10 protein-coding genes are annotated in these 14,289 nt (G+C 65.6%); 7 read left to right on the forward strand and 3 right to left on the reverse strand.

Features of this window, described 5'->3' with window-relative positions:
- Positions 1–6: 6 nt before the first annotated feature.
- The 5 genes from AUR_RS16810 to AUR_RS16830 all read left to right on the forward strand — a co-directional run bounded on the left by AUR_RS16810 (position 7) and on the right by AUR_RS16830 (position 9,108).
- The gene (locus AUR_RS16810; protein ID WP_021471386.1) at positions 7–711 is read left to right on the forward strand and encodes a hypothetical protein; all 705 of its coding nucleotides are present in this window, start codon (positions 7–9) and stop codon (positions 709–711) included.
- The gene (locus tag AUR_RS16815; RefSeq protein ID WP_128397213.1) at positions 708–5,156 is read left to right on the forward strand and encodes an FtsK/SpoIIIE domain-containing protein; all 4,449 of its coding nucleotides are present in this window, start codon (positions 708–710) and stop codon (positions 5,154–5,156) included. The genes AUR_RS16810 and AUR_RS16815 overlap by 4 nt, the downstream gene beginning before the upstream one ends.
- A gap of 99 nt (positions 5,157–5,255) precedes the next feature.
- Complete coding sequence (locus tag AUR_RS16820; RefSeq protein WP_021471384.1) at positions 5,256–5,921, forward strand: hypothetical protein; 666 nt, start codon at positions 5,256–5,258, stop codon at positions 5,919–5,921.
- A gap of 44 nt (positions 5,922–5,965) precedes the next feature.
- Positions 5,966–8,269 (forward strand): NAD-dependent DNA ligase LigA, encoded by a 2,304-nt coding sequence (ligA, locus tag AUR_RS16825; protein WP_031216190.1) that lies wholly within the window; start codon positions 5,966–5,968, stop codon positions 8,267–8,269.
- A complete protein-coding gene (locus AUR_RS16830; protein WP_021471382.1) occupies positions 8,266–9,108 on the forward strand; it encodes an inositol monophosphatase family protein in 843 nt (280 codons plus the stop codon). Before ligA ends, AUR_RS16830 begins: the two co-directional genes overlap by 4 nt.
- 39 nt (positions 9,109–9,147) lie before the next feature.
- Here the strand turns inward: AUR_RS16830 and AUR_RS16835 are convergent, their stop codons facing one another.
- The gene (locus AUR_RS16835; protein ID WP_021471381.1) at positions 9,148–10,515 is read right to left on the reverse strand and encodes an LLM class flavin-dependent oxidoreductase; all 1,368 of its coding nucleotides are present in this window, start codon (positions 10,513–10,515) and stop codon (positions 9,148–9,150) included.
- A 232-nt stretch (positions 10,516–10,747) separates the two neighbouring features.
- On the opposite strand from AUR_RS16835, the gene AUR_RS16840 reads away from it, so the two are divergent.
- Both AUR_RS16840 and AUR_RS16845 read left to right on the forward strand, forming a co-directional pair.
- Positions 10,748–11,260, forward strand: a complete 513-nt coding sequence (locus AUR_RS16840) for a GNAT family N-acetyltransferase (RefSeq protein WP_062095846.1) — start codon at positions 10,748–10,750, stop codon at positions 11,258–11,260.
- Positions 11,261–11,314: 54 nt separating this feature from the next.
- Positions 11,315–11,707 carry a RidA family protein gene (locus tag AUR_RS16845; RefSeq protein ID WP_062095848.1) on the forward strand — a complete coding sequence of 131 codons (393 nt, stop codon included), beginning with the start codon at positions 11,315–11,317 and terminating at the stop codon, positions 11,705–11,707.
- A gap of 70 nt (positions 11,708–11,777) precedes the next feature.
- Here the strand turns inward: AUR_RS16845 and AUR_RS16850 are convergent, their stop codons facing one another.
- Positions 11,778–12,437, reverse strand: coding sequence for a response regulator (locus AUR_RS16850; RefSeq protein ID WP_062095851.1), 660 nt, complete (start codon positions 12,435–12,437; stop codon positions 11,778–11,780).
- Positions 12,430–14,157: a sensor histidine kinase gene (locus tag AUR_RS16855; protein WP_128397268.1), complete on the reverse strand. Its 1,728-nt coding sequence runs from the start codon at positions 14,155–14,157 to the stop codon at positions 12,430–12,432. Before AUR_RS16855 ends, AUR_RS16850 begins: the two co-directional genes overlap by 8 nt.
- Between the last annotated feature and the right edge of the window lie 132 nt (positions 14,158–14,289).

The raw sequence follows: 14,289 nt of genomic DNA on the forward strand, positions 1-14,289 counted from the left end.
CAGATCATGGGGGATCTAGCAATAGATTTCTGTGGCGAATGGTACGAACCGTCAGATGAGGATGTATTCGACATCGGCCGCGAAGGCGACCTTGAAGTAGATGACAATCCCTACCTGCACCGCCGCTTCCTGCAAATTGCCCGTTACGACGGAATTTGGTGGCTGAGCAACGTGGGGAGCATGTTGTCGGCAACCATCGCCGACGGCTCGGGCGGCATGCAGGCCTGGCTTGCTCCGGGCGCGCGGATCCCGCTGGTCTTCAGCCACACGAACGTCATTTTCACGGCGGGCCCCACCACCTACGAATTCGCCGTCCACCTGAAGACTCCGTCCTTCCGGCACGAAGCCCGGGACGAGGACCAGGCGGGGGACACCACCATCGGGCCCGTTGTTTTCACCGATTCGCAAAAGGCGCTCATCGTGGCCCTGGCCGAACCCATGCTGCGTCGGGATGGCACCGGATTCAGTGCCATCCCGTCGTCCGCGGAGGCCGCCAAACGCTTGGGATGGGCGCTGACCCGGTTCAACCGGAAGCTGGACAACGTGTGCGACAAACTCGACCGCGTGGGTGTCGTGGGGCTCCGCGGCGGCGCCGGGAAGCTCGCCACCAACCGGCGTGCCCGGCTCGTCGAGCACGCCGTGACCTCACACCTGGTCACCCCGGCCGACCTGTACTTGCTTGAGACTGAGAGTGGAGTCGACGAAGGATGAAGTTTCGCCTGACCCTGCGGCGGGACCCCGCGGAAGCCAAGGACCTGGCCGTCACGGTGGATGGCCGTGCCACAGTGGCCGACATCGCCACGGAACTGTGGGCCGCGGACCCCGCGCGGAAGGGGACCGAACCGCCGTCGAACCTCTCCATCAGCGTGGATGAGGCGTTTGTTGGCGGCGGGCTGTCCGGCCAGGTCCTGCGCCCGACCGACAACCTGCTGGAATCCGGGCTGCGGCCCGGTTCGAAGGTGTCCCTGACCCAGGTGAGCGAACAATTCGCCTCGAACGCGCCCGGCACCAACCGCGGACCGGCGGCAGCTACCCTGCGCGTCATGGCAGGGCCCGACGCCGGCCGCGAGTTTTCGCTGCCGTTCGGAACCAGCTACATCGGCCGGGACCGGGACGCCGACGTCAGGCTGTCCGACCCCCTGACGTCCAAGCGGCATGCCCGCATCACGGTGGGGGAGACGGTGGAAATCGTCGACACGAACTCCGCCAACGGGCTCCTCATGGACGGGCTGCCCGTCACGCGGGCCACGCTGGAATCCTCGGACACCGTGACATTGGGCGACACCACCGTGGGCGTCGTTTCGCTCTCGCGCAACCACTCCGGAGGACCCACCTCGCCGTTGGTTGACTTCAACAGGTCGCCGCGGGTGGTTCCCCGGTTCGAGTCGCCCAAGCGCGTGCCGCCGGCGGGCCCCAAACGCCCTGAACACCAGCCGTTCCCGTACATCATGCTGGTCACGCCGCTGCTGATGGGCGGCGTTCTGTTCGCCCTGACGCAAAACATCCTCTCCGTCATCTTCATGGCCATGATGCCGCTGTTCATCGTGGGGCACTACGTGGACCACAAGATGCAGGGCAAGCGGCAGGCCAAGGAAGGGCACAAGCAGTTCAACGCTGCCATGCTGGCGTTCCGGGAAGACATCGACCGGCAGCAGAACATCGAACGAGCGGTCCGCCTGCAAGAGGCGCCATCGGTCAGCGACACGGTGGATGCCATCTATAAGCTGGGTCCGCTGCTGTGGACCAACAGGCCCGAGCACCAGCACTTCCTGAGCGTCCGCTTCGGCCTGGGCTCCGCGCCGTCCCGCATCCAGTTCGACGAGCCGGGGGCCAACGAAACCGAGCCGAAGTACATGCGGGAAATCCAGGAATGCCTGCAGCAGGTGCGGGTGATCGAAGGCGTGCCCATCGTGTCGCAGCTGCGCGCGTCCGGCTCCTTCGGCGTGGCCGGGGACCGCAGCGTGGTGGACGACGTCGCGCGCGGCATGGTGCTTCAGTTGGTGGGCCTCCACTCGCCCGCGGAACTCGTCCTCACGGCACTGACGTCCCCGCGGTCCCGCGAACGCTGGGACTGGCTGCAATGGCTGCCCCACGTCGGCTCAGGCCACAGCCCCCTCACGGGCGACCATCTTGCCGCCGGCCCGGGTGCAGGCTCCGCGCTGTTGTCCCGGCTGGAAGACCTGGTTGAGCAGCGTGAAGCCCAGGCCAAGGAACCGGGTCAACAGCCCCGGCCCGGGCTGAAGAATGAGCACGAAGAGACTCCCGGACCTGTTGTGCCCACGGTGTTGGTGGTGGTGGAAGACGATGCACCCGTGGACCGTGGACGCCTTACCCGTTTGGTGGAACGCGGTCCGGATTTTGGCGTCCACGTCATGTGGGTGGCCGCCAACGTGCAGTCGTTGCCTGCCGCATGCCGGGACTTCCTCTCGGTCGACGGCGATCACGGCACCACGACGGGCCAGGTCCGGCTGGGCCGGCACACCTATCCGGTGAGCTGCGAAAGCCTCGACGTTGAGCTGGCCACGCAACTGGCCCGCATGATGTCTCCGCTGGTGGACGTCGGCAACCCGCTCGAGGACGACTCGGACCTGCCGCGCGCCGTTTCCTACGCCACGTTGATCGGCAAGGACCTGATGGACAAACCACAGGCCGTGGCCGAGCGCTGGCAGGAAAACAACTCTGTCCATGCCACCGCCGTGCCCAACCGCAAGGACAACGGCAGCCTCCGGGCCTTGGTTGGTTCCAAGGGTGTTGAGCCGTTCTACCTGGACCTGAAGAACGAGGGCCCCCACGCCCTGGTGGGTGGAACCACCGGTGCAGGCAAGTCGGAGTTCCTCCAGTCCTGGGTCATGGGCATGGCTGCTGCGTACAGCCCGGACCGGGTGAGCTTCCTCTTTGTCGATTACAAAGGTGGAGCTGCGTTCGCGGACTGCCTGCACCTGCCGCATACCGTTGGCCTGGTCACCGACCTCTCGCCGCACCTTGTCCGGCGTGCCCTGACCTCGCTCCGTGCCGAGCTGCACTACCGCGAACGGCTCCTGAACCGGAAGAAGGCCAAGGACCTGCTCGCCCTGCAGCGCGAAGCGGACCCCGAGGCTCCGCCCTACCTCATCATCATCGTGGACGAATTCGCCGCGCTGGCCACCGAGGTCCCCGAATTCGTGGACGGCGTTGTTGACGTGGCCGCGCGTGGCCGTTCCCTTGGCCTGCACTTGATCCTTGCCACGCAGCGGCCGGCCGGCGTCATCAAGGACAACCTGCGCGCCAACACCAACCTCCGCGTCGCCCTGCGCATGGCCGATGAAGTGGATGCCGTGGACATTCTTGGTGTTCCGACAGCCGCCTACTTCGATCCCTCCATCCCGGGCCGCGGTGCGGCGAAGACCGGGCCCGGGAGGATCCAGGGTTTCCAGACCGGTTATGCCGGCGGCTGGACCACGGAGAAGCCGCAACGGCCCCGCATCGACATCGTGGAGATGGCCTTCGGCTCCGGACCTTCCTGGGAGCCGCCGCCTGCGACGGAGATCGCCGAGGAACCGGCCGGACCGAACGACATCGCACGGATGACGGCCAACATCATCAGGGCGGCTGACGTCCTGGCAATCGAGCCGCCGCGCAAGCCTTGGCTTAACGAGCTGGCCACCACGTACGACTTCTCCAAGCTGCCCAACCCCCGTACCGATGAACGGCTCCTTCTTGGCGTTGCGGACGATCCCGCCCACCAGGACCAGCCCACGGTGTTCTACGAGCCGGACAAGGACGGCAACATGGCCGTCTACGGCACGGGTGGTTCAGGTAAGTCGGCGGCACTGCGCGGCATCGCCATTGCCGCTGCCGTGACGCCCCGCGGCGGTCCCGTACACGTCTACGGCATCGACTGCGGATCTTCGGGCCTGAAGATGCTTGAGGGCCTACCGCACGTGGGAGAGGTCATCAACGGCGACGACGTCGAACGCGTCGGCCGCCTGCTGCGCTGGCTCAAGGAGATCGCGGATGAGAGGGCCACGAGGTTTGCCGAAGTCCGGGCTTCCACCATCGTCGAATACCGCCAATTGGCTGCCCGGCCGGATGAGAAGCGCATTTTCGTCATGGTGGACGGCATGTCCTCCTTCCGCGAATCCTACGAATACAGCAACCTTTCTTCGCTGTGGGATATCTTCCTGCAGCTCGCCACGGACGGCCGTCCCCTCGGTATCCACCTCGTGGTGAGCGGCGACCGACCCAACTCCGTACCGGCGTCGCTCCTTGCCTCCATCCAGAAGCGGCTGGTGCTTCGCTTGAGCTCGGAAGACGATTACATGACGCTGGACGTCCCCAAGGACGTGCTGAACGCAGCGTCACCTCCGGGGCGCGGGCTCCTGGACGGATTGGAAGTGCAGTTGGCGGTGCTGGGCGGCAACTCCAACCTGGCCCTGCAGGCGCGCGAAGTGTCCAAGCTCAGCCAGGCCATGCTCCGGCAGGGGCTCAGCCAGGCTCCACAGATCCAACGGCTCCCCGAACTGGTGGACCTGGACATCCTGCCCGTGGGAGCCGTGGACAATCCCATCATCGGCGTCGACGACGAGACCCTCGGCTCCGCCGCCATTGCCGCGAAAGGCCCCTTGCTGCTGGCAGGGCCTCCGGGTTCCGGGCGAACGGTCGCCCTTGTCACGTTGGCCTACGCGCTACGCCGGTCCAACCCGCGGACCGACCTCATCTACATCGGCTCGCGCCGTTCCACGGTTGCCTCCTTGAACATCTGGAGCCGTGCCCTGGTGGGTCCGGACGAGGTGTCCGATGTGGTGGATGACCTGGTGGACAAGGCAAGCGACAACCCGGGAACCATGGCGATCTTCATTGAGGGCCTCACGGAGTTCACCGATACCCTCGCCGAGTCCGGCGTCGGTCGCCTGGTGACGGCCGCCATCAAGGCCGACCAGTGGGTAGTTGGCGAGTCCGAAACCTCCACATGGTCGCAGGCGTGGTCCTTGGCGCAGCCCTTCAAATCCGGGCGCAGAGGACTGCTGCTCAACCCCGGCGACGTGGAAGGGGACAGCCTCCTCAACACGTCACTGGGACGGCTCAGCAAGGACTTCATCCCGGGCCGCGGGTACATCGTGGGACGCGGCAAAGTACGGAAACTGCAGGTTGCCATGCCGCCCGAAAACCGGAGCTAGGATTTGCGTCTTCGCTGGTGTGTGTAGGAGGATGCCGGAAACGTACCGCACTTCCGGACCGCTCAAAGCGCCCCAACGCCCCCAGCGAGGTCATGCCCCATGCAACCCACCGTTCTCCCTGCCGCCGTGCCCGCCTCCAGTCGGCGCCGCGTCCCTGCCGTTGTGGCGGGCGTACTGCTCGCCGCCGCCGTATGGCTGGCACCGCAGGGCACTGCCCACGCAGCGCCCTGCATCCCGGAGACGGCGGGAAGTTGTCCCTCCGTGGAAGCCCCGGGAGATCCGACTCCCACCGAACAGGTCCTCGCACCTGAAGTAACGAATACCAAGCCGGCGCCGGACCGTGACGTGAAGCCCGCGCCTGAACCAACCCGCGTCCACGACCGGAAGCAACCCGCGCCTGCTCCGGCTCCGGCAGCTCCCGCGCCGGCCGTCCAAGCGCCGCAGCCCGCCGTAGTCCAAGCCCCGGCGACTCTAGAGCCTGAGGTGGCCGAAACGCCGTCGGAAACTCCGACGGCGGCACCCACCGCTACAGCCACCGCCACGGCGAGTGCGACGCGGTCTGCCTCGCCGAGTCCCTCGAAGTCCTCCAATTGGGACACACCGATCGATCAGGGCAAAGAAACCCAGGCCGCAGTCCTGGCCACGGGCAACTTCTCCGGGCCCAACATGCTGGGGCTTTTCGGCATCCTGGGCGGGGTACTGCTTGTTGGTTTGGGCGGCCTTGCGTTCGCGCTGTGGAGCAAGAACCGCCTGTCGTCGCACTGAGCGGCCCGCCACATAATGTCCGGGGTGTATAGCAAGATAGACCTGTGAGCACACCAGAGAATCCAGATCGGGTCAGCACCACATCCATGGCCACAGCCGCCGTCGCCGTAGAGGAGGGTGCGCCGCCGTCGGAAAACCTCCGGGAAGAGTACCAGGAACTGGTTGACCTGGTCCGGAAGTACCGGTACGCGTATTACCAAGAAGACGCTCCCACTGTTTCCGACGCTGAATATGACCTCCTGTACCGGCGCCTGGAGGAATTGGAAGCCCTCCATCCGGAGCTCGTCGCGAATGATTCACCCACCCAGGAAGTGGGCGGTGAGGTCTCCGCGGCTTTTGCCGCCGTCGAGCACCTCCAACGGATGTACAGCCTCGATGACGTGTTCTCGCTCGACGAGCTGGAGGCCTGGGTGCGGAAGGTCGAGGCGTCGGTGGCCAAGCTCGGGGACAGGGTCCCGCCGATCTCGTGGTTGACCGAGTTGAAGATCGATGGCCTGGCCGTGAACCTGCTGTACCGGGACGGCAAGCTGGTGCGCGCTGCTACCCGCGGCGATGGCACCACGGGTGAAGACATCACCCATAACGTCCTGACCATCAAGGAGATCCCGCGGCAGCTCAGCGGCTCGGGCTATCCGTCCGAAGTTGAGATCCGCGGCGAGGTCTTCATTCCGTCCAAGGCTTTCGCGGAATTCAACGACTCGTTGGTGGCAGCGGGCAAGGCGCCGCTGGCCAACCCCCGCAACGCCGCCGCGGGTTCGCTCCGGCAAAAAGATCCGGCGGAGACCGCCAAGCGTCCCCTCAGCATGTTCGTCCACGGCATCGGGGCGCGTGAAGGGCTGGATGCGGCCAGCCAGTCGGAGACCTACAAGCTCCTGGGCGAATGGGGACTCCCGGTCAGTCCCTACTCGAAGGTCCTGGACTCTTACGACGGCGTCCTGGAATTCATTGCCCACTACGGCGAACACCGCCACGGCCTCCTGCACGAGATCGACGGCATCGTGGTGAAGATCGATGACTTCGCCACCCAACGCGCACTCGGCTACACCTCCCGCGTGCCGAGGTGGGCCGCCGCGTACAAGTACCCGCCGGAAGAGGTCCACACCAAACTGCTGGACATCATGGTCAACGTCGGCCGGACCGGACGTGTCACTCCGTTCGGGTTGATGGAGCCCGTCAAGGTGTCCGGCTCCACCGTGGGCATGGCTACGCTGCACAACCAGGACGTCGTCAAAGCCAAAGGCGTGATGATCGGCGACATCGTGATTCTTCGCAAAGCCGGTGACGTCATCCCCGAAATTGTCGGTCCGGTACTGGCGCTCCGCGATAAGCAGGATCCGCCCGTCCGCGAATTCGTCATGCCCACCGAATGCCCTTCCTGCGGCACTCCGCTCGCGCCTTCCAAGGAGGGCGACGTGGACATCCGCTGCCCCAATGGAAAGTCCTGCCCTTCCCAGTTGCGTGAGCGGGTCTTCCACGTGGCCAGCCGTGGCGCCTTCGATATCGAGGCCCTCGGCTGGGAAGCGGCTATCGCTTTGACCCAGCCCGCAGAACCGGAGATTCCCCCGCTGACCAGCGAGGCCGCGCTGTTTGACTTGACCCGCGAAGATCTGGCAAACGTGATGATCCGCCGCGAGAAGAAATCCAAGGGCGTCGGCACAGGCCAGTACGAACTCGTTCCCTACTTCTATACGAAAGCCACGGCCAAGACGCCGTCAAAGCCCACTGCCACCACGGAGAAGCTTTTCACGGAGCTGGAGAAAGCCAAGAAGCAGCCCCTGTGGCGGGTGCTTGTAGCGTTGTCCATCCGCCACGTCGGTCCCACCGCCTCGCGGGCACTGGCAACCAACTTCGGAAGCATGGATGCCATTCGGAATGCGACCGAGGAACAACTGGCCCATGTGGACGGCGTCGGACCGACCATTGCGGCTGCCCTTAAGGAATGGTTCGCGGTTGACTGGCACAACGAGATCGTGGACAGGTGGGCTGCCGCCGGCGTTCGGATGGAGGATGACCGGGATACGGCTACTCCGCGCACGCTTGAAGGACTGACCGTGGTGGTCACGGGAACCCTGCCGAACTTCAGCCGGGATGAGGCCAAGGAAGCCATCATCATCCGTGGTGGCAAGGCGGCAGGCTCGGTATCGAAGAACACCAGCTATCTGGTGGCCGGGGAAAGCGCTGGTACCAAGCTGGACAAAGCGGAACAGCTCGGGATCCCGGTGTTGGATGAGGACGGATTCCGTGAGCTCCTGGCCAATGGGCCAGCTGCGCCGGAAGGTCAGCCCGCCACGTCTGAAGGCCAGGAGAACGTCGATGAAGCTGCCGCGCGGGAAGGGGAATCCGAATGAGCGCCGGGCATTCGCCCGCCGACGTCCTGGAATTGCTGGAGGTCGCCAAAACGGCGGCCGCAGCGGGAGCCTCAGTGCTTGCCCAACGTTCGGTCACCGGAAGCGGTGGTGACGGCCTCGGAATGAGTAACAAGGGCGAAGCCGGGGACTGGGTAACGGAGTTCGATCTCGCAGCGGAGAACGCCGTCAGCCGGGCCATCGCCCAGGCACGGCCACACGACACGATCACGGGCGAGGAACAAGGAACCACCCGGCCGGAGCAGGCGTCCGGCTATCGCTGGTCCATCGATCCGCTGGACGGCACCACCAACTTCATCCGCAACATTGTTTACTACGCCACGTCCGTTGCCGTGGCAGATGCCGACGGCGTGTGGCTTGCCGGCGTGGTCCACGCGCCGGCGCTGGGCCGCGTCTACTCGGCGGCCCGCGGGCACGGCGCATGGGTTGAGGTTGCCGGGACATCAACGCAGCTGACGGGCCCGGTCCCGGGGAGGAAAGGGCTGATCCTGGCAACGGGCTTCAGCTATGACCCCTCCACCCGCGCCAACCAGGTGGACGGGCTGGGTGAGCTCATGGAGGGCTTCGCTGATGTGCGGCGGTTGGGTTCGGCAGCACTGGACTTGTGCTTCGTCGCCGACGGCACCGTGGACGCCTTTGGCGAGCGGGGCCTCAACGAACACGATTACGCCGCCGGGGCCTTGATAGCCGAGGAGGCCGGTTGCTGGGTCCGCAGGCCAAAGCTGACAAGCCCGCTCGACGGCGGCCCAAGCACCGAAGACCGGTTGGCGGCCTGGACGTGCGCGGCCACGCTGGAGCTCTCCGGAAAGTTCCCTCTGTAGGGCTCCCATGATCCGCGCACTGGCCATCGCCAACTACCGCTAGAAGCCGGATCCGATCGAGGTCAGCTCCCGTGCGGGTGCGCCCGCGAAGCGGTTGACCGGCCGCTCCAGGCCATAGTGTCCCCGCAAGGTGGAAGCCGTGTATTCGGTACGGAACAGTCCACGCCGCTGAAGGATCGGCACCACCTGGTCCACGAACACTTCCAAACCTGATGGAAGCACCGGGGGCATGATGTTGAAGCCGTCCGCTGCTCCCGCGTCGAACCAGTCCTGAATGGCGTCCGCCACTTGTTCGGGGGTGCCGGAGAATGTCCGGTGCCCGCGCCCGCCGCCCAAACGACCGATGAGCTGCCGGACGGTGAGATGCTCGCGCCGCGCCAATTCCACGATCAGGGTGTAGCGGCTCTTGGCGCCCTCGATGTCGTCCTCCGATGGAAGATCGGCCGGGAGTTGGCGGTCCAATGGCAGGTCTTCGGGTGCGAGCCGGAGGGTCTTGGCCAGCTGCTCGCGGGCGTATTCGGGTTTGATCAGTTCATCGAGTTCGCGCTCGAGCCGGAGGGCCTCGGCCTCGGTGGACCCGATCACGGGAACGATGCCCGGGAGGATCTTGATGCTGTCACGATCACGGCCCGCCGCCACGGTCCGTGCTTTGAGGTCTGCATAGAAGGCTTGCCCGTCTGCCAGTGTTTGGTGGGCGGTGAACACGGCTTCGGCGTAGTGGGCTGCGAGCTTCTTGCCGTTATCGGAGGAGCCGGCCTGGACGATCAGCGGGTGGCCCTGCGGAGAACGAGGGACATTGAGCGGGCCGCGGACCCGGAAGTGCTTGCCTTCGTGTTCTATTGCCCGGATCCTGGTGGAGTCGCCCCAGACGCCGGCGGCCTTGTCCGCGGGCACGGCGTCGTCCTCCCAGCTGTCCCAGAGTTTTTGGGCCACGTCGATGAACTCGGCGGCGCGCTCATAGCGGACGGCGTGGGCCGGCTGGTCGTCGACGCCGAAGTTGCGCGCCGCGTCCGGTCCCGCCGTCGTGACAACGTTCCACCCGGCCCGCCCGCCGCTGACCCAGTCCACCGAAGCGAAACGGCGTGCAAGGTTGAAGGGCTCGTTGTAGGTGGTGGAGGCGGTGGCGATCAGGCCGATCTTCTGTGTCGCTCCTGCGATGGCGGTGAGCAGGACGGTGGGTTCCAGCTTGCCGGCAGGGCGGCGCCCCACCTCGCCGAAGAGCACGGGGGAGTCGGCGAAGAAAATCGAGTCCAGCTTTCCGCGTTCGGCGGTGCGGGCCAGGTTTTGGTAATGCTCGATCCTGGTGGAGGCCAAGGGGTCGCTTTCCGGGAGCCGCCAGGAGGCCTCGTGGTGGCCGGTGCTCATGAGGAACGCGTTGAGGTGCAGCTGGCGCGGTGGTGTGGGCATGGTCGATTCCTTTGGTTTTGGGGTGGCGTGGTCAGGTTTGCCCACTTCAGCATGGCCGCGGCTCAGGGCGCCAGCCTTCCGAAACAAGGCCGCAACGGGGCGAAACCGGGCTTCATGGCGCGCAATCGGACTCAATCCCGCGATACCGGGTGACACACACAGGAGTGATAGTTCTGTCACGGAAAGCGCTGTTTCGCCGAATGCAACGCCCGGTTACAAATACCATTGACAGGTGCTTTCGCCGATTACTGTCCGTCCCGCCCTTCCCGAAGACTACGACGCCGTTGCCCGCATAACGCAGGATTCATACGTCACTGCGGGGTACTACGGCAGCGCGGATCACCCGTACCTGCAGGAGCTTAAGAACGTGGCAGGCCGGGCGCAGCATGCGGACGTCTTGGTGGCCGAACGGGACGGGACCATCATCGGCTCAGTGACCGCGGCTCCCGCCGGAGGCGGTTTCTCCGACATTGGCTTGGACGGCGAGCTGGAGCTGCGGACCCTCGTGGTGGATCCGGCGGTGCAGCGCTCCGGCGCGGGCACTGCCTTGGTGAGTGCCGTCGTCGAGCAGGCCAAGGCGAGCGACGGCATCAATGCCGTGTGCCTCACCACCGGCGCCACGTGGGAGAGCGCCAACGCCCTCTACAACCGGACCGGTTTCGACCGGGTCCCCGAACGGGACTGGTTCGTTCCCGGCACCGACATAAAGTTGTTCGTTTACAGGCTTGAGCTCTCCCGGTCCTAGAGTTTTCCTCGGAAAACCCGGCAACAGGCCGGGAGATGAACAGGAAGGCGCGGCATGCGCAAGACATACGGTTCAGGCTCGGTGTGGGAACAGACCCTTGGGTACTCCCGTGCGGTCCAGGTGGACAACACCCTTTACATTTCCGCGACGGCGGCCAGCGGACCCGTTGATGGCAAACAAGCGATTGTGGGCGATGACTTCTACTCGCAGACCAAGTACATCCTCGAGAAGCTCGGCGCCGTCCTGGAAGAAGCCGGCTTCTCCTACGCGGACGTTGTCCAGTCCAAGCTCTACCTGACGGACATCAGCAAGTGGGAAGACGCCGGCCGCGCACACGGTGAAGTTTTCGGCGAGATCCGGCCCACACTTTCCCTGGTGCACGTTCTGCCGTTCCTTGATCCGCAGATGCTGGTGGAGATCGAACTGGTGGCACAGAAGTCCGCGTAGCGCACCCAACTGGGTCGCAGTTAAGCGCGTTTAGCGTGCTCAAAACGCGCACAATTGCGACTCAGATGGGTCAGCCCGGGATGCCGTAGCGGTGTTCCGGGCGGCCCGTGGTCCCGTAGCGCAGTTGGATGTCGACGGCGCCATCGTCCGCGAGCGAGGACAGGTACCTTTGCGCCGTGGCCCGGGACACGCCCACGCGGTCTGCGACTTCGGCCGCCGAATACTGCTCGCCAGGCACCAAGGACTCCAGGACTGCCGCCTCGGTAGCCGAACGGGGTTTGGCCGACGGCGTGACGTCGCCGGGGATCAGGGCACGCTTGGCCCGCTCGATGCTTGCCTGGTCAACGCTGGTTTGTTGCCCCAGGATGCGGCGGTACCGGGCGTAGGAGCGTAGCTGCTGGGACAGGGATTCCGCGGTGAAGGGTTTGAGCATGTAACCGAGGGCACCGCGGCGCAGAGCCACGCGGATGGATTGCGCATCCGAGGCCGCCGTCAGCATCACGGCATCGACGTCGAGCTGGCCCAGCAGGTCAAGCCCTGAACCGTCGGGCAGATAGACGTCCAGCAACACGAGGTCCGGGCGCAGGCTGTGGATCGCCTGCAACGCCTGGGACACTGAGCCCACGGGCGCCAACGCCATGAATCCCGCCACGGAATCGACGTAGGCCGCGTGCAGCCTGGCCACGTGGAAGTCGTCGTCCACGATCAACACTCTCAAGTCCTCAGCCAATGCTGTCCTTCCTCGCCGTTGGCCCCGTCCCGGTTTCCGGTGCATCCATGTCGTCGTCCCGCACACCCGTGCCGCCCATGACGCCCGGAACGGTGGCCATGAAGACCGCCCCGGGTCCGCCGGGCGTGCCGCTCTCCAGAACCCTGACCTCGCCGCCCCGGCGACGCGCCAGGTTTCTGACCAACGCCAGCCCGAAACCTTGCCCGGCTGCCGCGCCGGACGGTTGCGCCGCCGTCGTGAATCCTTCCGCGAAGACCTCCTCGGGTCCGGCACCTGCCAAACCATCTCCCGAGTCTGCCACCACTATGTGCAGGGTCCCGCCGTGGGTGGCGTCGTCCAACAGTTCAACTTCCACCCAGCGTTCGGCTGCGGAACCCCCGACGGCGGCACTCACTGCGTTGTCGATGAGGTTGCCGAGGACTGTGGTGACGTCCTGCGGATCCACGACGTGGCCGCGTACCAGGGTTTCCGGACCGATGCGCAGGCTGACGCCCCGTTCGGAGGCTTCCACGCTCTTGGCGCCGACGAATGCCTGCAGGTAGGGATCCTGGAGCAGCTCCGCCTGTTCCACAGGGAACTTCAGTGGTCCCGTGGCGGAGAGCCGTTCCAGGTATGTCTTGGCCTGCTCGTGCTGGCCGATGCTCATGAAGCCGGCAATCGTGTGGAGCTGGTTGGCGAACTCGTGGCGTTGGGCGTGCAGGGCCGTGGACATGGTTCCGACCGCGTCCAACTGCCGGGTGAGCTGCTGCAGTTCGGTGCGGTCGCGCAGCATGACCACCCAACCGAGGTCCTCCTTGCGGTGCCAGGCTTTGCGGGCACTCGCCACGAGGACGCGTCCACCGGCCACAACCTCGACGGCCTCGGCGTCTTGGGCCGCAGGGCGGGTGAGTTGCTTGAGCTGGCCGGGAACGTTGGCGGATGCCCAGTCCTGGCCGGTGATGTCCGGAAGGTCGAGGAGCCGCGATGCGGCAGCATTGAAGACCGAAATCCGACCGTCGGCAGCGATGCCGATCACGCCGTCGTCCACGCCCTGCAACACGGCCACCTGATCGTGGACCAGGGTGCTGATTTCCTCTGGTTCCAGCCCCAACGTCAGGCGCTGCAGGCGGTGGCGGAGCAGGAACGATGCCAGGACTCCGGCCAGCAGGGCGCCGCCGGCGGTCAGGGCGATCGGCACGATGTCCCGGGCAAGGCTCCTGGTCAGTGACTCCACTGAGTACCCCACGCTGACTTCGCCCACGATCGTGCCGGTCCGGTCCGCGGGGCCGGGGGCATAGACGGGAACTTTCGCACCTGCGGAGGGGCCCAACGTGCCGGTGTTGCGGGTGGTGATTTCTTCGCCGCCCAGGGCAACGGAAGGATCCGTGCTGACCCGTTCACCAAGGCGGGCGGGTTCAGGGTGGGCCAGTCGCAGGCCGGTCTCGTCGGTGATCACCACAAACAGGGCGCCGGTACGGACCCGGGCCGCTTCGGCTGCGGCTTGGAGCGGTCCCTGCAGAAGGACCGGCGGGGGAGGGGTGCCTTCCTCCTTGCTGATGTCCTGGACGTCGGCCCGTACATCGGGGTCGGCGGCGACGGTCCGGGCGAGCGTAAGGGCTTGGTTCTCGGCTTCAGTGCCAATCCGGTCATAGACGAGCCAGGCGTGAACGGCGCCGCTGAGCAGCACCACCAGAAGCACGACGCCGAGTTGGAGAAGGAGCGTCTGGGTGGAAAACCGCATGCTGACATTGCTGCTGCGCACCTTCGCTCCTTTCCGTCATCTCCATTGAAGCATTGAGCACAATGCGCAAAACGTGCGCAACGAGCAGTACTTCCATCAATTCCCACAAACCCCTGCACGTGACCGGGACCA

Source organism: Paenarthrobacter ureafaciens (assembly GCF_004028095.1).
Taxonomy (GTDB): domain Bacteria; phylum Actinomycetota; class Actinomycetes; order Actinomycetales; family Micrococcaceae; genus Arthrobacter; species Arthrobacter ureafaciens.

What these genes read in the sequence shown, in the direction of transcription:
- AUR_RS16815 (WP_128397213.1), top strand. Translation starts at nt 708, where the DNA reads ATGAAGTTTCGCCTGACCCTGCGGCGGGACCCCGCGGAAGCCAAGGAC.
- AUR_RS16830 (WP_021471382.1), top strand. Translation starts at nt 8,266, where the DNA reads ATGAGCGCCGGGCATTCGCCCGCCGACGTCCTGGAATTGCTGGAGGTC.
- AUR_RS16835 (WP_021471381.1), bottom strand. Translation starts at nt 10,515, where the DNA reads ATGCCCACACCACCGCGCCAGCTGCACCTCAACGCGTTCCTCATGAGC.
- AUR_RS16820 (WP_021471384.1), top strand. Translation starts at nt 5,256, where the DNA reads ATGCAACCCACCGTTCTCCCTGCCGCCGTGCCCGCCTCCAGTCGGCGC.
- AUR_RS16855 (WP_128397268.1), bottom strand. Translation starts at nt 14,157, where the DNA reads ATGCGGTTTTCCACCCAGACGCTCCTTCTCCAACTCGGCGTCGTGCTT.
- AUR_RS16810 (WP_021471386.1), top strand. Translation starts at nt 7, where the DNA reads ATGGGGGATCTAGCAATAGATTTCTGTGGCGAATGGTACGAACCGTCA.
- AUR_RS16845 (WP_062095848.1), top strand. Translation starts at nt 11,315, where the DNA reads ATGCGCAAGACATACGGTTCAGGCTCGGTGTGGGAACAGACCCTTGGG.